The organism is Spirulina subsalsa CS-330 (assembly GCF_028330765.1).
Taxonomy (GTDB): domain Bacteria; phylum Cyanobacteriota; class Cyanobacteriia; order Cyanobacteriales; family Spirulinaceae; genus Spirulina; species Spirulina subsalsa_A.
Genome location: NZ_JAQMTY010000161.1, coordinates 1 through 23,233, shown reverse-complemented (window position 1 = coordinate 23,233; position 23,233 = coordinate 1). Strand labels below are relative to the sequence as shown.

The window sequence follows — 23,233 nt, the reverse complement described above, 5'->3', positions numbered from 1 at the left end:
GTTACTCTCTAGGAGTTTTCAGGTTCGAGGGTGCCGACTAAAAGCCGCTTCACAACCGCCCACCTTGGGGATCTCAACCGTCTCTATATTAATCCAAAGCCGTCTTAAAAAGACGAGGTTTTAAACCCATTTTTTTGATAATCCCGTGACGATGACCGTGACGGCGGGCAAATTTCCAGCGCGGTTGAGGGTCTGCGATCGCCCCCCATCGGCCTTTTCCGTTTCAACGCGACAGTTTCACCTCGACCTCGCCCCCCTGATCGAACGCCTCACCCCCCTCCAACCCACCTTCACCGAACCCGACTATTTCAGCACCATCCAACAGATCGTCCGCCACCAAACCCGCCGCGCCCTGATCGTCCTCCTCACCGACATCATCGATCGCACCGCCTCCGCTGAACTCCTCGCCGCCCTCACCCGCCTCACCCCCCGCTATCTCCCCTTCTGCGTCACCCTCCGCGACCCCCAAGTAGACCGCTGCGCCCACCAAACCGCCACCACCCTCACCCCCGCCTACGAGCAAGCGATCGCCCTCGACCTCCTCGCCCAACGCGAAGCCGTCTTCGCCACCCTCCAACGTCAGGGTGTCCTCGTCCTCGATGCCCCCGCCGATCGCATCACCGACCCCCTGATCGACCAATACCTCCGCCTCAAAACCCGCAACCGCCTGTGATCCTCTGCTGTGATCCCCAATCCATTGATCGCTGGTGTGGATTGATGAGCACCCCCGCGCTGAGGGTCGTTGAAGGGTAAGCGAACGACGGCCCAATCCGGGTTTGGTGACCAAACCCATGCCATGGGGAATGCGGCTAAGGCCAACCTTAAAAACTGGCTGAGGAGAGCGATCGCAACCGCTAAAAAGTCCTAGAGTGAAGCCGTATCCCTTGATTGGAGGATTTCCCATGGCTACAACCCCAGCTTCCTGGCGATTTTGGCTGCCATTGGCGGCGCAAATTGCGTTAATTATTGGCCTGCCAAGCCAGGCAATTTTGACCTATGTGGCGGGGGAAACGGTGATGCTTCAAACCGTGCCCGTTGATCCCTATGACCTCTTGCGGGGCTATTCCCAAACCCTGAGCTACCAAATTTCCAATCTAGACAACTTGCGGACGTTGCCGGGATGGAATGGGGTGTATCAAGCCCAGGAACAACAGCCCGATCGCGCCATCTCCTTTTATCTCACCCTCACCACTCCCGTTGAACCGTCCACCACGGAACGCCCCGCCCCTTGGCAGCCCGTGGCCATTGGCCTCACGCCCCCGGATGATCTTGATGCAGATGAGGTGACGTTACAAGGGGTGTTGCAGTACAACCAAGTGGCCTATGGATTGGAACGGTACTATATGCCCGAAGATCAGCGCGATCGCATCAACGATGAAATCACCGATCTCAATCGTCGTTTTGGCAACAATCCGCCGATGGGGGTAGAAATTCGGGTGCGGGACAATGGGGCATCCGTACCCGTGACGCTGTGGGTGGGCGATCGCGCCTATCGCTTCTAATCCCGGCGCAACTTTCCAGCGCAACACCGCAACAGCTAGGCAACAGGAAGGCAAAACTTAAACGTGCTGCCCCGGTCTAGCTCGCTTTCGACTTCAATCTGGCCGTTTTGGAGTTCCACCAGACGGCGGGTAATCGCCAACCCGATCCCCGTGCCGCCGGAATGGAGCGATCGCGATCGATCCGCCCGCCAAAACCGTTCAAACACATAGGGCAAATCCGCCTCGGCAATCCCCACCCCCGTATCAATCACCGCCACCCAGACGCACTTATCTGCCCCCCAAGCTTTGAGCGTAATCTCGCCCGCTTCCGTATAGCGCAGCGCATTCCCCACCAAATTCATCACCACCTGTTCCGTGCGATCGAAATCCGCCCACACCATCGGCAAGTCCGTCGGGCAATCCAACCGCAACCGGGGATTATCATCAATCAACTGATCCTGAAACCGTTCCACCATCCCCCGCAACAACGGCAACAACTCCACCCGTTGCAGTTGAATCGGCAAATAGCCCGCCTCCGCCTTAGAGAGTTCCTGTAAATCGTGGGTTAAGCGTTCAAGACGTTTCGTTTCTCGTACCAAGCGCAGATAAAGTTCCGGCGACGGTTCTAGCCCCCCATCCGAGAGTTCTTCTAGATAACCGCGCATTACCGTTAAGGGCGTGCGCAACTCATGGGTCAGGTCGCCAATCAGTTCCCGGCGGCGTTTTTCCACCCCCTCTAAGCTGTTGGCCATCCGGTTAAAACTTTGGGCCAGTTCATTTAATTCAGGGATTTCCGTCGTCGGCATTCGTTCTTGAAGTTGACCCGATGCGAATTTTTGCGTGATCGTTGCCATGGTTCCGAGGGGTTGGGTGATGCGCTGGGAAAGCCACAAACTCAGGCCGCCCGCCGTCGTGCCGCCAATGATCACCGACCAGAGGCTGCTGCTATTCCAGGCACTTTCAAACCCGTCGATTAAATAGGTACGAGCCGATCGCACCGTCACTAAACCCCGTTGCTCCAACTGCTCCAAGCGCAACACAAAAAACCGGGGCGAGGAAAATTTAGCAATCAACGTGAACGTCCCTAGCCCCACCACCATCACCAAGAGATGGGAGAGCAGCAGCCGGGTACTGAGCCTAAATCGTGCCATTGTCGTGGAACTCCATCGCGTGCAGCTTCGTCAGAACTACCCAACCCCTACAGTAACGCTTCCCATGATCTCATTCACCTGGCGCAACACCACCGCAACCCTTCTCACCGCAACATTGAGCGTGGGCGGCCTCTTGCCCCTCCTGGATTCGGCAACGGCGCAACGGTTGCCGGACATTTCGCGGGCAACGATTCCGGCGGGGACCATCTTGCCGATGGATTCCGCTGATCCGGAAACAGAGAAAATTTTATTGACGATGGATGAGGAAGAACCCTTGCCCTATACGTTGGTGCTGTCGTCAAATGTGCGCGATCGCAATGATCGGATTCTCCTCGCCAAGGGAACGGTGATCGAAGGCTATATGGAAGTGACGGAGGATGAAGGGGCACGGTTTATCGGTCAAGAAATTCTCGTGGGCCCCAATCGCCTCGTGCTCGATGGCAATTCTGCCTATGTCACCACCACGGAAAAGGTGAAAAAAGGAGCCGATGGGGATGACATTCTCCGTGGGGCTGCGATCGGGGCGGCGGCCGCTTCGGTGTTGTCCGTGCTGACGGGCGATAATTCGATTTCCTTGGGGGAAATTTTGGGCGGTGCTGGGGCTGGGGCGCTGGGCGGCTTGCTTTTAGGCCGCAAGTCCGTAACGTTCTATTCGGTTGATCCCAATGAAGATTTAGATGTAACGCTCATCAATGATCTAGCGTTGTAAGCCTTGCTTTCTGGGGTTCGTTCGTCCTGCACTGGGGTTGACAACAACTCCAGTGCAGTTTTTCTATGGGGTGATGAGTCGGCGATCGCTCCCAACGATATAGCAGATTGCGAAAGGATGAGAACACCACTTCCCCCTTTTTAAGGGGGATTGAGGGGGATCTTCGTACCCCTTTTTAAGGGGGATTGAGGGGGATCTTCGTACCCCTTTTTAAGGGGGATTGAGGGGGATCTTCGTACCTCAAGTTTATGAAAACCGCTATGGATCGTTTTCGACAGTTCACGCAAGACAGGCAAGGGGCGCACAGCCCCATATTCTCCTACCGCAAGCCGAGCCAGGTGAAGAAATCTTGGTGGGTGATGATTTCGAGGAGCATCAGGGCCGCAAAGCCAATCATGGCAAAACGACCGTTGACTTTTTCGGCATAGAGGTTAAAGCCGAAACTGGGGAGGGGTTCGTTGGGGGTTTCGGGGGCTTGGGGTGTGGTTTCAGGGTCGTGGGGGGATGTTTCGGGGGCATTGGGTTCGGAGGTCATGGCAAAAATTGAGACGATATCGCTTTTAGTGTACGGGTCGAGGGCGATCGCTGTCATGTTCTTTCAGGTTAGCGGCTACCGGCTGCCTGCCGACAATCGCGAATCATGGCCACAATCGTTTCCGGGAGGGGGCTGCCTTGTTCAACGCGGCGATAGATGGTTTGGTATTCTTCGTAGTTGTATTGTTGGGTGATGCGGCGATAGGTACATTCACAGACCGCCCGCACCTCAGCCCCCCGACCATAGGCACAGCTATTAATAAAGCTGCTCCGCTCTTGAACTGGGTAGGATGACGCATTGGAGACGGTTTGAGCCTGAGACAGGGTCGGGAGTGCGATCGCGATCGCACTCATCAAGGTTACCAGGAAAAAAGTAGGGCGTTTCATAGAGAAGATCTCAGCAGTCACGAAACAACACTCGGTATATTCTTTGACGTAGAAACATGGATCGGGTTCACCGTCCACGCCATCGGTATCCACGGCACATACCGTATTTTTTGCTTCTTCACACCACCGTCAAGCGCATCGGGATATCCAGTTTCAGCAGATTGACCGAGCTTATCTTGATCTTAACAAGCGATTCTCCGGATGGAGAATCGCTCAGTGGTGTGATAACCGGAGGTTCTCTCCAGGAAAACCTCAATGCGATCGCTCCTCATGGGTGATGCAGCGGCGGATCTTAACGGGGTTGACGGGCTTCGATCAAGGCGATCGCACTCGATACAATTTCGGGCGTAATCACCACTAACCCCCCATCTTCCACTTCATCTAGCCCCACCGCGATCGCTTTTTCCTCATTCAAAATCACCTCATAGCGAGCATCGGGCTGGGCCTGGGTAATCCCCTGCACGATCAGATCCGCCACGACTCCCTCGGCCCGGCCGCGTCGGTCTTGGTCTTCTTTGACCAAAATGCGATCGAACATATCCGCCGCGAGTTCACCCAACAGGATCAGATCTTCATCGCGGCGATCGCCCGGTGCGCCCACAATGCCGACCCGCTGACCCTGCCAGTTTTTGACAAAACCACCGAGGGCCTCGTAGCCCGCCGGATTATGGGCATAATCCACCAAGGCATGGTAGCGATCGAGATCAAACAAATTCATCCGGCCCGGCGTTTGTTCCGACGACAATTGGAACGTGCGCACCCCTTGGCGAATCTCCTCCACATCCACCCCTTGGGCAAACGCCGCCAAACAAGCCGCCAGAGCATTGGCAATCATAAACGGAGCCATCCCCGCCAAGGTAATCGGAATATTCTTCGCCTCTTCAATCCGCAGCGTCCAATTCCCCTCCATGATTGAGAGATAGCCATTTTCATACACCGCCGCCAACTTACCCCGCCGCAGATGATCTTGCAGCACCGGATTGTCCGGGTCCATGGAAAAATACGCGATCTTCGCCTTGGCCCGTTCCGCCATTTTCGCCACCAGCGGATCATCGGCATTTAACACCACATAACCACTGGGCGCAGCCACTTCCGCGATCACACTTTTCACATGGGCCATCTGTTCGACGGTATTAATATCACCAATCCCCAGGTGATCCGCCGCTACATTCAGCACCACCCCCACATCACATTGATCAAACGCCACACCCGATCGCAAAATGCCTCCCCGTGCCGTTTCTAAAATCGCCACCTCGACGGTGGGGTCTTTCAGAATCACCTGGGCACTTTGGGGGCCCGTGGTATCGCCTTTTTCCACGAGGTAATTCCCCACATAAATGCCGTCGGTGGTGGTAAACCCAATGGTTTTACCCGTTTGGCGGAAAATATGGGCAATTAAACGGGTGGTGGTGGTTTTGCCGTTGGTGCCGGTGATCGCCACGATGGGAATCCGGGGAGACGTACCATCGGGAAAGAGCATATCTAACACGGCGGCTCCCACATTCCGGGGTAGCCCGGCACTGGGGGCCGCGTGCATCCGAAACCCAGGGGCAGCGTTCACTTCCACAATCACCCCATCGGTTTCCCGCAGGGGCTTGCTAATGTCTGAGGTGACCACATCAATCCCGGCAATATCGAGGCCGATGGTTTTCACGACCCGCTGGGCAATCCAGATGTTTTCGGGGTGAATTTCGTCGGTGCGATCGATGGCGCTGCCGCCGGTGCTGAGGTTGGCCGTGGCCCGCAGGTAAACGCGCTCACCGTCGGGGGGGATGCTGTCAAGGCTGTAGCCTTGGCGGGCGAGGACATCGGTGGCGGTTTTGTCCAGTTTGATTTTGGTGAGGACGTTGTCGTGGCCTTCGCCTCGGCGCGGATCTTCGTTGGTGCGATCGATCAATTCGCTGATGGTGAGGTGATCATCACCCACCACATGGGCCGGAATCCGTTCGGCGACGGCCACCACTTTGCCATTGATGACGAGGATGCGGTGATCGCTGCCTTGGTAATAGCGTTCGACGATGACGGAGTGGGTTTTGGAGGCTTCGCTGGCGAGGTCGTAGGCTCCTTCGGCTTCGTCCCAGCTATTGATGTCGATGGTGATGCCGCGGCCATGGTTGCCGTCGAGGGGTTTGAGGACGATGGGATAGCCGCCTACGTCGTCGATCGCATCTTGCAGTTCATCGATGTAGCGAATAACGGTGCCACGGGGCACGGGAATGCCGGCATCCCGGAGCATGAGTTTTGTGCCTTCTTTGTCGCAGGCGAGTTCGACGCTGAGGATGCTGGAGTAGTCGGAGAGGGTGGCTTGGATGCGTTTGGAGTTGGCCCCGTAGCCCAGTTGGATCATCGCTCGCGCACTGAGGTTGAGCCAGGGGATTTTCCGGGCTTCGGCTTCGGTGATGATGGTTTCGGTGCTGGGCCCAAGGGATGCGTTGGCGGCTAATTCGCGTAGATCGGCTAAGTCCTGTTCGAGTTCGGAGTCCGGATAGGTTCCGGTGTCTACGATGCTTTGACAGAGGCGGACGGCGGCGCGGCCGGCGTAGCGGCCGGCCTGCTCATCGACATATTCAAAGACGACATTGTAAACGCCGCGATCGCCCGTTTCCCTGGTTCGCCCAAACCCGGCTGTCATCCCTGCCATTTCTTGGAGTTCGAGGGCCACATGTTCGATGATATGCCCCATTAATGTCCCGTTTTGCACCCGTTCGAGAAAGCCACCCCGATACCCCGGTGAACAGTAATGCTCGATCAGGCTGGGCAGAACATCACAGAGACCATCATAAAAACCCTCAATTTGGTTGGAATACACCTCGTCGAGATCTTCAAGATCAAGACGCATCACAATCAGCTTCGGGTAGCGAATACTCCAATAGTTCGGGCCACGTAGGGTGAGAGTCTTGAGGATTTTCATAGGGGATTAAAAATAGGATGAGGAAGACGCACGGATTTCGCCATGGGATAGTGTCTCTTGTGGAAAAGTTGCCAGACTGTTCATAGGGAACAGTTTCCCAAGGCGGTGTCAAGACCAGGCTCGATCAGGCTTGCCTAGGCTGATTTTTCGCCGGTCATGGGGGTGAGAGGACGACGTTGATGGAGATGGAAGCGATCGCCGTGACACAGAATATGGAGACGTAAACTATGGAGGCTGAGGGGATCAGTCACGCTCACATCCAGTTGATTGGTGTGGGACAAAGACTGCGGATCAACAATGGTGATATTGCCTTTGCCAATCACCTCTAACCAGCCATCATGCTCGAACATGGCGCAGGTATCTTCATCAATGCCGATGCCGATGCGATCGGGATGAATGGCCACCGCCGTCAGCAGCCGTGCCATGCGGTTCCGGTTATGAAAATGTTGATCGACGATCACTTCCGGGATGATCCCCAAGCCCATGGTCATGTCCACGAGGGCACGGTTGGGCGATTCGCCACTGCCGCCGCCGCCAATCATATGATGGCCCATCACCGCTGCCCCGGCACTGGTGCCGGCCAAGCTGAGCTCCTGCTGTTGAACCCGTTCCCGGACACGCTCCATAAATGGAGTTTCCGCCAACAACCCACAAAGGCGGAGTTGATCGCCACCGGTCATAAAAATGCCGGTGCAGTCTTCAAGGTATTCTAGGTAGTAGGAATCTTCTCCTTGACTACGTTCGCGAATATCGATCAATTCGACCCGCCGCGCCCCCATGTCGGAAAAAATTTGTCGATAGCGATCGCCAACTAAGACAGGTTCCCGCGATGCCGATGGAATGATGCCGATAACCGCATCACTGCCCCCGGAACGGTTGAAAAAGGTATGTAAAATTTCTCGTCCATGAACCTTGTCTTCCGCACCACCGATCACGAGGATTGCGGTCTTTGTTGGTTTTGGCATCTGGGTCTTTGGAGAATACGATTCGGTTTGCAGCATCTATGGTATCGCTTTTCAGCCGAATACATGACTATACAGTTTATCGAAAACTCTGAATTTCGCGAAATCCCCATCAACTCCATGCGTTTCGATCTCATCACCCTATTTCCCGACTTTTTCACCTCCCCCCTGCAATCGGGGCTGCTGGCCAAAGCGCTCCAGAATCAGATCGCTGAGGTAATCTGTACCAATCCACGGGACTTCACCACCGACAAACACCACCGCGTCGATGATGAACCCTACGGCGGCGGCGTTGGCATGCTCCTCAAGCCTGACCCAATCTTTGCCGCCGTCGAATCCCTGCCCTGCCTGCCCCGTCGCGACATTATCCTAATGTCCCCCCAAGGGGAACCCCTCACCCATCAACTCCTCACCACCCTGAGCCACGACTACGATCAGCTCATCTTGATTTGTGGACATTACGAGGGGTTTGATGAACGGATTCGCCATTTAGCGACGCGGGAAATTTCCCTGGGAGATTTTGTACTGACGGGGGGAGAAATTCCGGCGTTAACCCTGGTTAATGGCGTGACGCGCCTCCTACCGGGCACAGTGGGTAAAACCGAATCCCTGAAAACGGAAAGCTTTGCCGCTGGGCTGTTAGACTATCCCCAATACACCCGCCCGGCTTCCTTTCGGGGGTGGGACGTGCCGGAGGTGTTGCGTTCTGGTAACCATGCTGCGATCGCGCAATGGCGCACCGAACAACAACACCACCGCACCCGCCAACGTCGCCCCGATCTCTGGGCCGCCTGGCAACGTCAAGCCCAAGCCCCCCCCGCTGCTCCCGACTCGTCCGGTTCACCTTAACCCCTGGGTGTAGTGTGATTACAGTCCGAAGCGTGATGCTCCGCTGTCATTCGTTGTATCGAGATTGTTGTATTGAGGTAGTTTTTAATGTTCAACCTGCGCCATTGGTTCACCGCCCTCGCCGCCTGCGGCCTCTGTCTCACCAGTCCCCTGTTGACCCCTCCCAGTTCTGCCGCGACCTTTGACAATCAACGGGTCGATGAACGCCGCTTTATCTTACTCGCATCCCCCTTTGGCGTGGAAAAACGCAGCTATCAGTTACTGATCCTTGAACAACTGTCCAACCGTCGGCCCTGCTGGCAAGAATATGACGGCGAACCGACGCGGGTTGATCCTCTCCTTTTTGACTTTGACTTCAGCGACATCTGTAACCGTCTCACCGACAGCAACGGCTACTCGTTACGCATTGGCAGCGAAGACCTCGGCTGGCGCTTTATTCTCTCCGTCGTGCCCCAAGGTAACGAGTTGGTATTAATGGCCAATTCCCCCCGCGAACCCAACGTTCGGATTCCCATTGGCCGCACCCGTGGCCTCGCCGATGGCTATCTCAAAATCCATCTCGATGAGGGTTGGGAACTGACCCGCCGCACCTATCAAAATCGCCCCTTGGGTCACATCTATTTAACCGGTGATCCCCAGTTGGTGTCCGTGCCCAGTGGTGGCCCCGTGGGGATTAATAGCGGCCCCCTGCCGTCGGATTCTTTGCCCCCGGCGGATCGTGAAATTATCATTACCCCCCTCCCGCCCCGCCCCGCCCCCGCTCCCCAACTGCCCCAACAACGCCCCTTACCCAGTCCGCCCGCGAATCCGGCACCGAGCGATCGCCCCCTCCCCCCGCCAGAGCGACGCATTCCCACCCTCTAACCCCCACCGGACTCTCGCCGTTTGGTGGGCGGTTCCCAATCCCTGTAGAATGAGGGGAGCAAATTTTCCATGGGTTACTTTTGGGCATGGTCACGACGGATGAACAACAAGCCGCAACCCCAGCACCAGACTTTGATCTGGCTGCTTATCTTCAGCAGCAACAAACTAAAGTAGAAGCGGCATTGGCGGCATCTGTCCCGACGGCAGAACCGCCCAAAATCTACGAAGCGATGCGCTACTCGCTGCTGGCGGGGGGGAAGCGGTTACGGCCCATCCTTTGTTTGGCGACCTGTGAACTGCTCGGCGGCACGGAAGCGATGGCCATGGCCACCGCCTGCGCCCTGGAGATGATTCACACCATGTCGCTGATCCACGATGATCTACCCGCGATGGATAATGACGACTATCGGCGCGGCAAACTGACGAACCATAAGGTTTACGGCGATGATATTGCGATTCTGGCGGGGGATGCGCTCTTGGCCTACGCCTTTGAATATATTGCCGACCAGACCTGCGATGTGCCGCCGGCCCAAGTGTTGAAAGTAGTTGCCCATGTGGGGCGGGCTGTGGGGGCAGCGGGCTTGGTGGGGGGCCAGGTGATGGATTTGGAATCGGAAGGAAAACCCGATGTCACCGCTGAGATGCTGACCTTTATCCACACCCATAAAACCGGGGCGCTGCTAGAGGCTTGTGTGACCTGTGGGGCAATTTTGGCCGGGGCGGGGGATGCTGATTTACAGCGATTGTCGCGCTATGCCCAAAATATTGGCTTGGCGTTCCAGATTATTGATGACATTTTGGATATTACGGCGACCCAAGCTGAATTGGGAAAAACCGCCGGGAAAGATTTACAAGCGCAAAAGGCGACCTATCCCAGTTTGTGGGGGTTGGAGGCTTCGCGTCAGGAGGCGGATCGTTTGGTGACGGAGGCGATCGCACAACTCGACCCCTACGGCTCCGATGCCGCGCCCCTCGCTGCGATCGCTCACTTCATCACGGCGCGTAAGAATTAGAGGGCAACGGAAACACAATGCAAGAGTTTAATTCGATCCTCAGTAACCACGCCCTACTGGTGGCGATCATCGCCTGTCTGATTGCTCAGGTGCTGAAGTTAATTATCAGCTTGATTCAAAAACAGCGTTTGGATGTGCGCCACCTGTTCAGCACCGGCGGAATGCCCAGTTCACACTCGGCGCTGGTATCGGCCTTGGCGACGGGGGTTGGACAAACAAAAGGGTGGAATAGTGCGGAGTTTGCGATCGCAGCTATCTTTGCGGTGATTGTCATGTACGATGCCGCCGGAGTTCGCCAAGCCGCCGGGAAACAAGCCCGCATCCTCAACCAAATCCTCGACGAAATGTTCCAAGAAGGCAAAGAACTCAACGAAGAACGCCTCAAGGAACTCCTCGGCCATACGCCGTTTCAAGTCTTGATGGGCTTGGCGTTGGGGATTAGCATTTCACTGTTGGCGGGGATGATGGCTACGCCGGTGTAGCCTCCTCGCCTGCTGATCGTGATCCATTGCCCTCACCCAACCCTCTCCCGTGGGAGAGGGCTTTAAAATCCCGATTGGGTGAGCAATCAGGGCTTAGATGCGCTGATCGAGGGTGGTGGCGAGGGTTAACAATTCTACGAGGGGGGTTTGATCTTGGGGATACATGATCGCCGTGAACAGCCCCACATTCCCCCGCCGGAACGTGACGAGATCGCTACTGAATTGGGTATCGTAGAGGGTCAAGCCGAGGTGAATCCCGGCGGCGCGATCGCCCACCCCGTTCACCGTTTCTAGGGTTTCATAGCGGGTGAGATCAATGCCATCCATCGGGGCGAGGCGTTGTTGGATTAATTCGGTGATTTTGATTTGCTGTTCCGGCTGTTGGGATTGGGTCAGGTAATAGTCAAACAGTTCCCGATCACTGACTACGCCATTGAACCCCACCACCACTTGCAAGCGGGTGGGGTGAATATAGACATAAAAGTCTTCGGGACTGACACCACTTTGCTGAAATTGACCGCTGAGGGCTTCGAGTTGTTGCACCATTTGGGCGGCAACAGCGGGGGGCGGTTCGATAAAGCCTTGGGGCAGATCCGCCAAGGTTAATTTGAGCGCAGTCTCGGCGGGGGCTTGGGCGATCTGTACTGCCGAGATTTTAGCAGGGGGGGTGATGGGGCCGGGATCAATGGCGATCGCCGGCGACCCCTGCAAAAGACAGGGCAAAATCAGCGCACTTAAGCCAAGACCACAAACTGTTATAGGGTGTTGCATCATGTCATGGGGAGTAATGGACTGAAGGCGAATTGAGATCATTCGCACTGACGATCTAAGGTGCGATCGCGGTGCAATATGTTCCCACGCTAGCAAACCCCTCAGCCCAACGGCCGCAGATTCCGCATCCTGTCGCCCTCAACGTTGGGACAATCGCTGCACCGTTTCACCCCCCAAACGTCGCGCCGCATCTTCTAAGAGTGCCGGGATTTTTTGACGGTGGGGGCTATGTTGAAGCGATCGCTCGATGCGACTCCGATCGATCGGATCACTCGCCTGTTTACCGGGGAACCAATGGCCACCATTATTCAACAGGTTATACCGCGCCTTGGCATAGTCCACCATGTCATAGGCGATCGCCAAATTCCGCAACCATAAAATCGTCTTCACCCCAATCTCATCCGGCACATGGTGGGGATCAGGCAACCCTTGATCCCACGTTTCCACCCACTCTTTCCCCAAACAGCGAATCGCCTCCTGCTCCAACCGCTCCAGAATCGGCGGCAACAAGTCCCCCGCCTGCTCCAACAACGGCAACGTCTTTAAATGCTCATCAAAATCCGTTGGCCGCGCCGCCCCCACCGACAGGGTATGCACCTCCGGATGGGACAGACAAAACAGATTATTAAACACCATCGGACTCAGCGGCGCACAAAGCTCCACCAACTTCGGCGGCGGTGCATACAAGTGTCCCCCCTTATCCGACGGACTGATAATAAATACCCCCATATCCTGCCCTTGGGCCGCCTCAATCGCCGGCCAATTGCCTTGATTGATGTAGTACCAATGCAAATTCACATAGTCAAACAAACCCGTTGCGATCGCCCGGCAGATCACATCCGTCGGCCCGTGGGTCGAAAACCCCACATGGCGAATCCGCCCCTGGGACTGAAACTCCCGCACCACATCCAAACAGCCCCCCGGCCGGATCGTATCCGTCAAATTGTCCGGCGTATTAATGCCATGAATTCCCAGCAGATCGATATAGTCCAACTGCAACAACTGGAGGGATTTTTCTAAGGTGTCGCGAAACTCCTGCGCGTCCGGCTTCGGTGAAACTTTCGTCTGTACGATCATCTGCTCACGGGGCAAAGTCGGCAAAATTCGCCCCAGTTGCAGTTCCGAAGTGCCATAGCCCCGCGCCGTTTCAATGTGATTGATCCCCAACTCCAGCGCCCGGCGAATGGTTGCCTCTAAATTCGCCTGACCTTCATTGGGAATCTCGGCCCAGGGCGTGTCTTGCCATTTGTGTTGATAGCGCATTCCCCCGCAGGAAAAGACGGGCATGGATAGTTCAGTGCGACCAAAACGACGATATTGCATCAGGATTCACGATCTAAAAAACTCTGCATTTACCGAGAGACTCAACGCCAGATCACCAGCGGAAACGTGACCCCAGCCCCCTAACAATGGGGCAATTCTCGCAAACTCCCCACCGCTGAAAATGCTCCCCGAATTATACCGCACGGTCATTAATGCCCCCGTGACGGGTCGCAATCCTAGGGGTGGATCGCTGCGGGGACCGCTGATCTTTCCACCGGTTCAAGGGGCGATGGGGATTAGGGCATTGAGGCCCAGGGTAAATCGAGGCTGCGACGGAGGGTTAGGGCTTGGTTTTGATAGGCGATCGCCTGCTGGGATTCTCCCTGTTGGGCGCTGAGGTGGGCTAACCGTTCGAGGACAACAATTTGGCCCAAGGGCGTTTGGGAGGCTTCATAGTGCTGAAGTGCCGTTTGGTAGGCTGACTCGGCCGGTTCCCACTGGTTTTGCTGCTCATACAGGCGGGCCTTTTGTTTGAAAATATGGCCGATGGAGACGCTAGATTCGCCGTAGTCTTGATTTTCTTGAAACCAGATCACGGCATCGTTGTAGGCCGCTAGGGCTGGCTCGGTTTGGTCAATTTCGGCGTAGAGATTACCCAGATTTTGAGACATGATTGCCGCGCTGCCCCATAGGTCCATGGCTTGAAAAATCGGAATGAGTTGTTTTTGGTAGGGAATGGCGGCCGCAAATTGGCTTTGTTTGGTATAGGCAAGGACGATAAAATTGAGGATATAGAGTTCTGCATAGTCTTGGTTGCGAGAGGTGCGGGCTTGTTCAACGGCGCGGTCGAAGTAGGATTGGGCGCGATCGCTCTCCTGCCCGACTAAATAAAACTCGCCAATGGACGCTAGGATCAATTCCAAGGGATAGGGCACACCCCCCGCATCGGGCTGCCCAAACCGATCTAGCACAGCCTGCGCTTCCTCTTGGTAGCGACGAGCGCGATCCGGTTGGCCCTGGGCTTGATACAGGGCGCTGATGTTTTCGAGGCTTAAGACTTGATTGGTAATGTGGGGCGCTTGGGGGTCTGAGGTATCACGGCGGGCAATCTTGAGCGCCTTTTGATAGGCAGCGAGGGCGGGTTCAACCTGGCCCTGTTGTTGATGAATGGTTGCGATGCGATTCAGCACTTCGGGCGCTGAATAGGAATTCATCTCGGTGCGGTCATAGAATTGGACAACTTGCTGATAGGTTGTGAGGGCTAAATCGAGGTGGCCTTGGAGTTGATAAACGAGGCCAAGTTTACTCAAGGTTTCAGTTTCGGCCCATGAACTTTCGATGCTGCGTTCAAGGGCGAGGCGGTCTTCGTAACTCTGACGGGCTGCATCGAAGTCACCGAGGGCTAAATGGGCTGTGCCGATCTTATCTTGGGCATCACGGATGAGCCAGGCACTGAGGGTGGCATCGGTGATGGTTGTCACCCGTTGGTAATAGGGAATAGCGTCTTTGAGGTGTCCTTGGAGGGCAAAATGATCGCCGAGGCTGAGGAGGGTGAGGGCGGCGCTGTCGGGTTCGCCTTGCTCGATGAAGCGGGTGTAGCGTTGTTCGTAAATGGCGATCGCATCGGCGGTGAGATCCATGTTTAACAACATGTCCGCAAACACAATCATCTGAGCATCAGGATTGTCTAAATCCGGCCAGACTTGGGCGTGAGTCGTGGGGTGATCCAACGCGATGGCAGCCGATCCAACCCACGGAGCTTCTCCCCAAAACAAGGCAGTGGCAACCACAATGGCAGCATATTTCTGAAGACAACATCGCAAATCCATGGCTAAAAATTTCCTGGTTTCGGGTGGATTGGCCATGCCCACCAGTTTAACGCTGGGATTTGGGCAGATTGCGATCGCGCCAGGATTGTTCTCTCCCGGTAGGGTTGGCCCCCGAATTAGAGACCTATGCTAACATTTGGGGTAAATTTCAATCACCCACCTAATCATTAATTCTGGTTGCAGAGGGGCCCCATGAGCAAGGTTCTGGTGCTAAACGCTTCCTATGAACCACTCAACATCACGAGTTGGCGGCGAGCGGTTGTCTTACTGCTGAAGGGCAAGGCAGAACAACTTGAATACACGACCACGGAACTCTATACCCGGTTTCCCCATCCCACCGTGATCCGGCTGCGCTACTATGTGCGGGTTCCCTATAAAGAAATTCCCTTGACCCGCCGGAATATTTTTGAACGGGACAATCACACCTGTCAATATTGTGACTATCGGGGCGACAATTTAACCCTGGATCATGTCAGTCCGCGATCGCGGGGCGGGCCGGATAGTTGGGAAAACTTGGTGGCGGCCTGTGTGCGGTGCAATGTCAAAAAAGGGAGCCGCACCCCGGACGAAGCCCAAATGCAGCTTAAATCCATCCCCCGCCGTCCGTACAGTAGCCTCCATTTTGAAATTGCTCGGTATATTCGCAGTGGCCGCAACATTGAATGGAAAAAGTATGTGATTGGGGTCTAAGCAGTTCTGCGAGTCCCATCTCTGCCACGCCCTTGCTACAATCAGGATTTAAATCACGATCGCAAGAGAGCAGTAGTCAACAATGCAGGTGCAGGTTTCGGATCACTGGAACGTTGGTGAAACCCTCCTTAACCTGTATCGGGTCGCTGAAGTTCTAGGAGAACAGGAATCGGGATTCACCTATCAGGTTTACCATCGCCATTGGCATCAGGCGATGGTGGCGAAGGTTTGGTCACCGCCCCAACAGACCAAAGCCACGGTCGAAGCCTTTCGGAAGCGGTGTAAAATCTGGCTCAAACTGGGACTGCATCCCCATCTGGCGAGCTTTTACTATGTGCGGCAATGGCAAGGGAAGTTAATTATCTTCTCTGAATACTTGGCGGCGGGAAGTCTGCAAACATGGATGCAAACGGGGCGATTGTCCCGGAGTGCCGATGCGATCGCCCTCCCACAGGTGCTAGATATCGCCATTCAATCCGCCTGGGGGTTAGATTATCTCCACCGCCAAGGCTTAGTCCACGGCAACCTCAAGGCCTCGAATCTGCTCCTGGATGGACAAGGCACGGTGAAGTTGACGGATCTGCACTATCCCACCGTGGGGCGGCCGGTGGATGACCTCCGCCAGTGGGTGAAAATTATTCTCGATCTCGCGCCGGGGCCGGAGTTTTTGCCCGCCCCACTGAAAACGCTGTTTCAACAATGCCAGACCGACCGCCCCCCGACCCTGCAACAGTGTATCCAACGGCTCATTGGGCAGTACCATGAACTCTGCCATCGCCCCTATACCCGTCAAGCCCCCACGGCGAAACAGTGGCAGGCGGAGAATTACAATAACCAGGGCGTGGCGCTAATTGACCTGAACCGGCCCCAGGATGCGCTGCGGCTGTGGGATAAGGCGCGACAGGTTACCCCCGATCATCCGGCGGCCACCTATAACCGGCTGCTCTGGCTGTGGCGATCGCGCCAAATCACTGAATCCCAAATCTGCCAAGCGTTGGAAACCTTTCCGCCCACAGCGGCGGATCTGGTGGGTTTGCTGCATTTAGAACGCAATGATCCCCGGTCGGCCAAGGCGGCGCTTGATCGCTACCGGCTGCATAATCCGAACCTATCACCCCCCCTCCAAGCCGCCTACACCCTCGCCCAAGAAACCAACCCCCAAACCGATGATGCCAACGGGCAAGTGCTCCAGCGGGAGGCGATCGCCACTCTGCATTACAGCGATGACGGCCAATACGCCATTTGGGGGAATCAAGACGGCAGCCTAGTGTTGTGGGAATGCCGCACCCTACAGCACCACCGCCTTTCCGGGCATCCGGGGGAACGGATTACCCTGACTCAATTTAGCCCCGATCGCTGCTACGTTATTTCCCTCGCCCATCACCCCGAAACCAATCGCCAAACCCTGAAACTGTGGAGCCGCATGACGGGGAAATGTCTTTGCACCTTTCCCCAACTCCAAGAATGGGAAGGCCTGGCCCCAACCCCCACCGCCGTGCAGCAGCGTTGGAGTCCGGATAGTCGGTTTTTCCTGCGCAAGACTGCGACGATGCTGCAAATTATGGAGGTGGCGACGGGGGCCTGTTTGTTTGTCTGCCATGGGGATGGCACGGCGATCGCCCTCACGGCCCAGGGTTCCTCTGGGGTCACGGTCAGTTCGCAGCCGCGTCTGTGGGATATTTACCGGGAAACCTGTTTAGGCACGATCGCCCCTGACCAAGCCGTGAGCGCGATCGCCCTCCATCCCAATGGTCAGCATTGTCTGACGGCCACCAGTGCGGGGGAAGTCACCCTGCGAACGCTCCAGGGCCAGGTGGTGATGACCCTGACGGGAACCCCAGCGGGGATTCATTCGCTGGGGATTAGTCAGGATGGCCAAGTGTGCCTCGTGGCGGGGCAGCGGGTGGAATTGTGGTCATTGGCAACGGGGCAATGGTTGCGATCGCTCACGGATCACCCGTCCAGCGTGGCAGCCCTGCGCCCCGATGGGAAACAGGTTCTCGTCGGTGGCCCACAGCTTACCCTCTGGATGATCGACCAACAACAGATTGCCTACCAAGCCCCCTTCCGCCTCTGCACCGCCCAATCCATCACCACCCAATCCACCACCCTCCAGCAGTATCAAGAGGGCATTGCCAAGGCTGAAACCGCCCTCCAGCGATCGCAATGGATCGAAGCTTGGCACCAGTTAAAGGCCGTGCGATCGCTCCCCAGTTATCGCCAAGACCGCCGCGCCTTTGACCTCTGGACGAGCCTCTACACCCACCTGCCCAGGCAAGCGATCGCCCATTGCTGGGAACTGCAAACCTTCACCGCCCACATCGGCAGCATCCACACCGCCCGCTTCAGCCTCGACGGCCAAGCCTTCACCGGCAGTCAAGATGGCCTCGTCAAACGCTGGCACATCACCCCCGATCGCACCCTCAGCCAAGTGGTCGGCAACCCCAAAGGCTACCTTGACTGCTGCGACATCAGCCCCAACGGCAAAAGCGTCGTCACCAGCAGCCGCACCAGCGGCCTCCAACAGTGGGATGCGGACACCGGCGCTCTACGCCAAACCCTCGATACCCAATCCCTCTACTGTGTCAGCCTTGCCCAAAGTCCTGACGGTCATTATCTCATGGGCGGCACGGCCCAAGGTGAACTCACCCTCTGGGATCTCACCACCGGCCGCCGCGTCCGTTATTGGCAAGCCCATAGTCAGGCGGTGCAAGCCCTCTGTTTTAGCCCGGATAGTCTGTACTGCGTTTCCGCCGGGGCAGGCAATACCTGGAAACGGTGGGAAATCGCCACGGGGACATGTCTCCAAACCGTCACCACCCCCCAATCCAACCTCACCTCCATCGCCTACAGTCCCAATGGTCACTACCTCGTTTCCACCAGCCAAGACCAAACCTTGATCCTGTGGTCGGTGGGGTTAGGGCAACGGCTGCACATCCTGCGGGGCCACAGTGGAGCCGTCACCGCCGCCACCTTTAGCCGGGATAGTCACCACATCCTGTCCGGCAGCACCGACCAGACGGCCCGCCTCTGGAATGTGTTGAGTGGGGATTGTGTCTTTACCCTCGATGTACCGGGGACAGCGGTAACGGGGGTTGCCCTCAGTCCAGACAGCCGCTATGCGTTGACCACCATGGCCAATGGCTATGGCAAACTCTGGGCCCTGGATTGGCAATTATCGGAACAGCCCCCAGCGGGTTGGGATGAAGGGGTGCGCCCCTACCTAGAGACCTTTTTAACCCGCCAAACCCCCTACCAAGCCGATGCGACACCCGCGTCGCTGACGGTGTCCTGGCGACAACGGTGGCAGGATTTCCCCTGGGGGTTTTTAGGGGTGTGGTGGGGGCTGGTGTGGGCGTTGACGGCGGCGGCTCTGGATATTTTTAGTGGGGTGGGGGTGACACCCCAGGCGTATTTGCTGGCGGCGGGGGTGATGCTGTCGATCTTTGGGTATTTTTGGGGACGGCAGGTGGGGAATCCGTCGGTGCAGTTGGGGGCGCTGTTTGCGTCGGGGGTGTTGGTGCTGGTGGGGGTGGTGGATGCGACGGTGCGCTGGTCGTCCTTGGGGGCGGTGGTGTGGGGGGCGATCGCTGCCTTGATGCTGTCGGGGGCGGCCCTCGGCTTGCGGCCGATGACGGTGGTGTCAGCACCGCCGGGGTTGCGGGTCTGTCAGGCCCTGCGCCGCTATTGGGGGGGCTGGGGCGGTTTGGGGATTTTAGCGATCGCCACTGGGGCCGGGATGGCGATGGAAGCGTTGATCACCTGGGGCGGGGTGGCCCCTGTGATCGGGGCGGGGGTGACGGTGGGGATTGTGGCGATCGCCCAACTCTGGCATCTGATTCGCACCGGCATTCACAGCAAAAGCCTCAGTCAAGGGGTAATCCTGGCGGCACTCTTCACCCTGACGGCCTATAAATGGGCCGTGCCGAGCTATCTCGGCATTCTCCCCGCTCACCTCTGTAGCCACCTCGAAACCCTCGACCCCTACCTAGCACGGGGCGGCAACCCCAATGGGATTTTTCTCCATAACAACCGCCTGCCCTTAACCCACTGTGCGATCGCCGCCGAACAGTTTGACCTCGTTGAGCGTCTCCTCACCACTGGCGCGAATCTCAACCACACCGATGCCGAGGGGCGAAGTCTCTTGATCCTCGCGGTGGAGGCCGATCAACTGCCGTGGGTGGAATCCTTGATCGCGCAAGGGGCTGACGTGAATCAGCGTGACCCCGAAGCCCGTACCGCTCTCCACCACAGCCAACAGGTGGCGATCGCCCAAGCCCTGATCGATGCCGGTGCTAACATTAACGCCCGTTCCCCTGACCACGGCACACCGTTACATTGGGCGATCGCCTCCAATCAGCCCGACCTCTTTCAACTCCTCCTCACCGCCGGGGCCGACCTCAACGCCACCTGTGCAGACTGCGATGCCACCACCCCCCTCCATACCGCCGTGCGCCACAATCGCATCCCCATGCTCAAAACCCTCCTCGAAGCCGGCGCGGATCTCAACCAAACCGATCACAACGAACAAACCCCCCTCGAATACGCCCAACGCCAAAACCGCGCCGAAGCCGTTCGCCTCATCGAGCAAGCCATTGAACAACAAGATTCCTGAGCCATCCAACCCCCGCCCATTCACCCCCAAAGAGCGAACTTTTGCTATAAAACGAAAGCAAGATTTCCTTCACCTTGGGAGTCCTTCACCGTCAAGCTCTTGAACCCCTAATCCCTATTTGCGAGGAAGATCCAAAACCCATGCTGAGGCTGATCACTGATTTCGATGGCCCCATTATGGACGTGTCCGAACGGTACTACCACGTCTATCAACTCTGTCTAGAACGCGCCAAAGCGCCAGACCAACCCGTCACCCTCCTCTCCAAACCGGACTTTTGGCGGTGCAAGCGGGCCAAAGTCCCCGAACGTGCCATCGGGCAGCGTTCCGGCCTCGATCCTGACCAGGCCCGCCACTTTGCCCACCTGCGCCGGGAATTGGTGCATCAGGTTCCCTATCTGATCCACGATCGCCTCATTCCCCGCGCCGTGGAAAGTCTCGAAACCCTCCAGGCCTACGGGATTGATCTCGCCATCCTCACGATGCGCCGCGAGCGAGAACTGAGCATCCCCCTCGACCGCTACGATCTGGGCCGTTTCTTCCCCCCCGCCCAACGCTACTGCATCGGCAACACCTACAGCAAAACCGGGGATGTGAATGATAAACCGCTCTTGATGGCCCAGGCCCTCGCGGAACTCCCCCCGGCGGAAAAAACCTGGATGATTGGCGATACTGAAGCGGATATTGTGGCCGCCCAGACCCACAATATTCCCGTGATTGGCGTGTTGTCGGGAATTCGCGATCGCGAACGTCTCGCGGGCTACTACCCCGATCGCATCGTCGCTGACCTGGCCGCCGCCCTCGAAATCATCTGTCCGCCCCTGTCGCTGACGCGATCGCCCCTACCGTAGGAAACTACTCACCAGCCAAAAGATCACCAACGTCACCACATTCACCACTTGGGCCGCCGATAACCCCCCATTGCCCAGGGGAACCCCGCTCAAATTGGCCAACAGTGACCCGATTGTCGTGCCCACCACGATCGCCAACAGCGAAATCAGCAGCGCCCGGCCAAACCGCTTTTCTTTGCGGGTGATGAAATAGACGTTCCCCACCAGCCCAAAGGTAAACACCAAGGCCAGCACCGGATCATTGGGACTTTGGGCCAAGAGCGTCAACGCCGCTCCCACCCCAAAGACCATCGCCGGAATCACAATATCCCACTGGGAAGGGCTGTCTAGATAATCTTGGAGCCAAGACGGCGAGGGGGATGACTCCGCCACGGGGGCCGGCTTGGGTTTTTTTTGTTCCGGAAAACGGATGCCTTCGGGCACTTTGATTTTTCCTTCTTGGCGGAGTTTGAGGCGATCCATAATGATCGCATCGTAGGCCGCTTCGATCTTTTCGACCTGCTTGCGATCGCTACTATATTCTTGACTGAGGCGAGTCCGGGCAGATTGGATCTCGTCAAAGGACGCTTCTGTCGCTACACCCAGGATTTCATAGGAGTTTTGTTCGCTCATCTCTTGGAATACCTCTGAAGATCAGTTCACGAGGGTCGGCCGACCCGTCCATCTCAATGGGATGGTGGCAGACTAGCGGTTGCCCGCATCAGCTTTTCAGTAGTGTAGCCCGAACCGTCTCAATCTGCGACAATCGTTGAAGCGATCGCAGTGCTTCACTGTCTCGAAAACTGTACCTTGACCGTCCAATCTTCTCACTTCTCCGTACTCCACCGTATTTTTGTCTAAAATTCTGAGTACACTCGTAATGTGAACACCCAGATAACGCGCAAAAACGGTGTGTTTGAATTTTCCTAAAGAGTAACTATGGCGACCGACCCCACCACCAAGATCCTCATCGTGGATGACGACCCGGCGATCCGCAATCTGGTGCATCGCTTTCTTCGCCAGAAAGACTATCACGTCGAAGCTGCCGCTGATGGGAAATCGGCCCTAGAACTCTTTGAACGCTTCAACCCCGCCCTGGTCATTCTTGACGTTAACCTTCCCGATGCCCTCGGCTACAACCTCTGCGAAGAGATGCAAAAGCGTACTGATGTCTTCGTCCTCATGCTCACCAGCCGCACCGACACCGAAGACAAAGCGATCGGCTTTCGCAAAGGCGCAGACGACTACCTCACCAAACCCTTTGACCTCCAAGAATTAGAACTCCGGGTCAGCGCCATTCTCAAACGCATTCGCCCCGTCAGTCAGCCCATCACCCAAAAACTCCTCCAGTTTGAAAACCTCACCATTGATCCCCTCCAACGCGCCGTCCAAGTCAACGGCAGCGAAGTCCCCTTCACCACCTTAGAATTTGACCTCCTCTATTACCTCGCCAAAAACCCCAACAAAGCCCTCAGCCGCGCCCAATTAATCAGCGAAGTCTGGGACTACGACGAATCCTCCCTCGGCGATCAGCGCGTTGTGGATGTTCACATCGGCCAAATCCGCAAAAAAATCGAAGCCAACGCCTCCCAACCTTCCCTGATCACCACCATTCGCGGTTTTGGCTACAAGTTCAACGTCGCCAATGCCGACGCTTAACGCCCCCCCGATCGCCTAGTCACAGCCTATTGAATCGCCCAGCGATGCGGACGGCCTCGCAGCCCAACGGGATAGCCGAACAGACAAAAGCGGAGCATTATCTTAAATGTGCAAAGAAGACTCCCACTATAAAGCGAGTCCGAGTAGAGTTACCGAAGGTAACGGCGGACGTGCCTTTTAGTGGCGAGATGAATTTGCACCAACAAACAAATCGAGCGACAGCGAGTCCTTTAATT

General features: G+C 56.6%; 21 protein-coding genes. 12 read left to right on the top strand and 9 right to left on the bottom strand.

Features of this window, described 5'->3' with window-relative positions:
- Window positions 1-145 precede the first annotated feature (145 nt).
- From PN477_RS10940 to PN477_RS10930, 3 genes are all read left to right on the top strand, one after another.
- Window positions 146-673: a hypothetical protein gene (locus tag PN477_RS10940; RefSeq protein ID WP_272119282.1), complete on the top strand. Its 528-nt coding sequence runs from the start codon at window positions 146-148 to the stop codon at window positions 671-673.
- A gap of 69 nt (window positions 674-742) precedes the next feature.
- Window positions 743-868 (top strand): hypothetical protein, encoded by a 126-nt coding sequence (locus tag PN477_RS10935; RefSeq protein ID WP_272147286.1) that lies wholly within the window; start codon window positions 743-745, stop codon window positions 866-868.
- 34 nt (window positions 869-902) lie between these two features.
- Window positions 903-1,502 (top strand): GDYXXLXY domain-containing protein, encoded by a 600-nt coding sequence (locus PN477_RS10930; protein ID WP_272119280.1) that lies wholly within the window; start codon window positions 903-905, stop codon window positions 1,500-1,502.
- 35 nt (window positions 1,503-1,537) lie between these two features.
- Here the strand turns inward: PN477_RS10930 and PN477_RS10925 are convergent, their stop codons facing one another.
- Entirely contained in the window at window positions 1,538-2,632 is a 1,095-nt protein-coding gene (locus tag PN477_RS10925) for a sensor histidine kinase (protein ID WP_272119277.1), read from the bottom strand.
- 64 nt (window positions 2,633-2,696) lie between these two features.
- Here PN477_RS10925 and PN477_RS10920 point away from each other — a divergent pair, with 64 nt between their 5' ends.
- Window positions 2,697-3,341 (top strand): hypothetical protein, encoded by a 645-nt coding sequence (locus PN477_RS10920; protein WP_272119276.1) that lies wholly within the window; start codon window positions 2,697-2,699, stop codon window positions 3,339-3,341.
- Between the two features lie 319 nt (window positions 3,342-3,660).
- On the opposite strand, the gene PN477_RS10915 is transcribed toward PN477_RS10920, so the two are convergent.
- The 4 genes from PN477_RS10915 to PN477_RS10900 form a co-directional block, all read right to left on the bottom strand.
- Window positions 3,661-3,876 (bottom strand): hypothetical protein, encoded by a 216-nt coding sequence (locus PN477_RS10915; protein WP_272147285.1) that lies wholly within the window; start codon window positions 3,874-3,876, stop codon window positions 3,661-3,663.
- 68 nt (window positions 3,877-3,944) lie between these two features.
- Window positions 3,945-4,262, bottom strand: a complete 318-nt coding sequence (locus PN477_RS10910) for a hypothetical protein (protein WP_272119273.1) — start codon at window positions 4,260-4,262, stop codon at window positions 3,945-3,947.
- A 292-nt stretch (window positions 4,263-4,554) separates the two neighbouring features.
- Window positions 4,555-7,173, bottom strand: a complete 2,619-nt coding sequence (gene cphA / locus PN477_RS10905; RefSeq protein WP_272119272.1) for a cyanophycin synthetase — start codon at window positions 7,171-7,173, stop codon at window positions 4,555-4,557.
- A gap of 134 nt (window positions 7,174-7,307) precedes the next feature.
- Complete coding sequence (locus tag PN477_RS10900) at window positions 7,308-8,174, bottom strand: cyanophycinase (protein ID WP_417158794.1); 867 nt, start codon at window positions 8,172-8,174, stop codon at window positions 7,308-7,310.
- An 81-nt stretch (window positions 8,175-8,255) separates the two neighbouring features.
- On the opposite strand from PN477_RS10900, the gene trmD reads away from it, so the two are divergent.
- The 4 genes from trmD (at window position 8,256) to PN477_RS10880 (ending at window position 11,343) form a co-directional block, all read left to right on the top strand.
- Window positions 8,256-8,984, top strand: coding sequence for a tRNA (guanosine(37)-N1)-methyltransferase TrmD (trmD, locus tag PN477_RS10895; protein ID WP_272147283.1), 729 nt, complete (start codon window positions 8,256-8,258; stop codon window positions 8,982-8,984).
- A gap of 87 nt (window positions 8,985-9,071) precedes the next feature.
- Window positions 9,072-9,848, top strand: coding sequence for a DUF3747 domain-containing protein (locus PN477_RS10890; RefSeq protein ID WP_272119267.1), 777 nt, complete (start codon window positions 9,072-9,074; stop codon window positions 9,846-9,848).
- Between the two features lie 86 nt (window positions 9,849-9,934).
- Window positions 9,935-10,861 carry a geranylgeranyl diphosphate synthase CrtE gene (gene crtE, locus PN477_RS10885; protein ID WP_272119265.1) on the top strand — a complete coding sequence of 309 codons (927 nt, stop codon included), beginning with the start codon at window positions 9,935-9,937 and terminating at the stop codon, window positions 10,859-10,861.
- Window positions 10,862-10,878: 17 nt separating this feature from the next.
- Window positions 10,879-11,343 (top strand): divergent PAP2 family protein, encoded by a 465-nt coding sequence (locus PN477_RS10880; protein WP_272119263.1) that lies wholly within the window; start codon window positions 10,879-10,881, stop codon window positions 11,341-11,343.
- 93 nt (window positions 11,344-11,436) lie between these two features.
- Here PN477_RS10880 and PN477_RS10875 read toward each other — a convergent pair whose 3' ends face one another.
- The 3 genes from PN477_RS10875 to PN477_RS10865 form a co-directional block, all read right to left on the bottom strand.
- Window positions 11,437-12,117, bottom strand: a complete 681-nt coding sequence (locus tag PN477_RS10875) for a hypothetical protein (RefSeq protein ID WP_272147281.1) — start codon at window positions 12,115-12,117, stop codon at window positions 11,437-11,439.
- 135 nt (window positions 12,118-12,252) lie between these two features.
- Complete coding sequence (locus PN477_RS10870) at window positions 12,253-13,437, bottom strand: aldo/keto reductase (RefSeq protein ID WP_272119259.1); 1,185 nt, start codon at window positions 13,435-13,437, stop codon at window positions 12,253-12,255.
- A 236-nt stretch (window positions 13,438-13,673) separates the two neighbouring features.
- Window positions 13,674-15,206: a tetratricopeptide repeat protein gene (locus tag PN477_RS10865; RefSeq protein WP_272147279.1), complete on the bottom strand. Its 1,533-nt coding sequence runs from the start codon at window positions 15,204-15,206 to the stop codon at window positions 13,674-13,676.
- Between the two features lie 192 nt (window positions 15,207-15,398).
- On the opposite strand from PN477_RS10865, the gene PN477_RS10860 reads away from it, so the two are divergent.
- The 3 genes from PN477_RS10860 (at window position 15,399) to PN477_RS10850 (ending at window position 21,359) form a co-directional block, all read left to right on the top strand.
- Window positions 15,399-15,896: an HNH endonuclease gene (locus PN477_RS10860; RefSeq protein ID WP_072623103.1), complete on the top strand. Its 498-nt coding sequence runs from the start codon at window positions 15,399-15,401 to the stop codon at window positions 15,894-15,896.
- An 82-nt stretch (window positions 15,897-15,978) separates the two neighbouring features.
- Window positions 15,979-20,511 carry an ankyrin repeat domain-containing protein gene (locus tag PN477_RS10855; protein ID WP_272119252.1) on the top strand — a complete coding sequence of 1,511 codons (4,533 nt, stop codon included), beginning with the start codon at window positions 15,979-15,981 and terminating at the stop codon, window positions 20,509-20,511.
- A 140-nt stretch (window positions 20,512-20,651) separates the two neighbouring features.
- Window positions 20,652-21,359, top strand: a complete 708-nt coding sequence (locus tag PN477_RS10850; protein ID WP_272119249.1) for an HAD family hydrolase — start codon at window positions 20,652-20,654, stop codon at window positions 21,357-21,359.
- Here the strand turns inward: PN477_RS10850 and PN477_RS10845 are convergent.
- Window positions 21,351-21,971: a CPP1-like family protein gene (locus tag PN477_RS10845; protein ID WP_272119247.1), complete on the bottom strand. Its 621-nt coding sequence runs from the start codon at window positions 21,969-21,971 to the stop codon at window positions 21,351-21,353. The genes PN477_RS10850 and PN477_RS10845 overlap by 9 nt on opposite strands.
- Window positions 21,972-22,277: 306 nt before the next feature.
- Between PN477_RS10845 and PN477_RS10840 the strand changes: the two genes are divergently transcribed.
- On the top strand, window positions 22,278-22,997 hold the full coding sequence (locus PN477_RS10840) for a response regulator transcription factor (RefSeq protein WP_272119245.1): 720 nt from the start codon (window positions 22,278-22,280) through the stop codon (window positions 22,995-22,997).
- The last annotated feature ends 236 nt before the right edge of the window (window positions 22,998-23,233 follow it).

Bases quoted from the DNA above. Each gene is read 5' to 3' on its own strand.
- PN477_RS10930 (WP_272119280.1), top strand. From the start codon at position 903: ATGGCTACAACCCCAGCTTCCTGGCGATTTTGGCTGCCATTGGCGGCG.
- PN477_RS10925 (WP_272119277.1), bottom strand. From the start codon at position 2,632: ATGGCACGATTTAGGCTCAGTACCCGGCTGCTGCTCTCCCATCTCTTG.
- PN477_RS10920 (WP_272119276.1), top strand. From the start codon at position 2,697: ATGATCTCATTCACCTGGCGCAACACCACCGCAACCCTTCTCACCGCA.
- PN477_RS10915 (WP_272147285.1), bottom strand. From the start codon at position 3,876: ATGACCTCCGAACCCAATGCCCCCGAAACATCCCCCCACGACCCTGAA.
- PN477_RS10910 (WP_272119273.1), bottom strand. From the start codon at position 4,262: ATGAAACGCCCTACTTTTTTCCTGGTAACCTTGATGAGTGCGATCGCG.
- cphA (WP_272119272.1), bottom strand. From the start codon at position 7,173: ATGAAAATCCTCAAGACTCTCACCCTACGTGGCCCGAACTATTGGAGT.
- PN477_RS10900 (WP_417158794.1), bottom strand. From the start codon at position 8,174: ATGCTGCAAACCGAATCGTATTCTCCAAAGACCCAGATGCCAAAACCA.
- trmD (WP_272147283.1), top strand. From the start codon at position 8,256: ATGCGTTTCGATCTCATCACCCTATTTCCCGACTTTTTCACCTCCCCC.
- PN477_RS10890 (WP_272119267.1), top strand. From the start codon at position 9,072: ATGTTCAACCTGCGCCATTGGTTCACCGCCCTCGCCGCCTGCGGCCTC.
- crtE (WP_272119265.1), top strand. From the start codon at position 9,935: ATGGTCACGACGGATGAACAACAAGCCGCAACCCCAGCACCAGACTTT.
- PN477_RS10880 (WP_272119263.1), top strand. From the start codon at position 10,879: ATGCAAGAGTTTAATTCGATCCTCAGTAACCACGCCCTACTGGTGGCG.
- PN477_RS10875 (WP_272147281.1), bottom strand. From the start codon at position 12,117: ATGATGCAACACCCTATAACAGTTTGTGGTCTTGGCTTAAGTGCGCTG.
- PN477_RS10870 (WP_272119259.1), bottom strand. From the start codon at position 13,437: ATGCAATATCGTCGTTTTGGTCGCACTGAACTATCCATGCCCGTCTTT.
- PN477_RS10865 (WP_272147279.1), bottom strand. From the start codon at position 15,206: ATGGATTTGCGATGTTGTCTTCAGAAATATGCTGCCATTGTGGTTGCC.
- PN477_RS10860 (WP_072623103.1), top strand. From the start codon at position 15,399: ATGAGCAAGGTTCTGGTGCTAAACGCTTCCTATGAACCACTCAACATC.
- PN477_RS10855 (WP_272119252.1), top strand. From the start codon at position 15,979: ATGCAGGTGCAGGTTTCGGATCACTGGAACGTTGGTGAAACCCTCCTT.
- PN477_RS10850 (WP_272119249.1), top strand. From the start codon at position 20,652: ATGCTGAGGCTGATCACTGATTTCGATGGCCCCATTATGGACGTGTCC.
- PN477_RS10845 (WP_272119247.1), bottom strand. From the start codon at position 21,971: ATGAGCGAACAAAACTCCTATGAAATCCTGGGTGTAGCGACAGAAGCG.
- PN477_RS10840 (WP_272119245.1), top strand. From the start codon at position 22,278: ATGGCGACCGACCCCACCACCAAGATCCTCATCGTGGATGACGACCCG.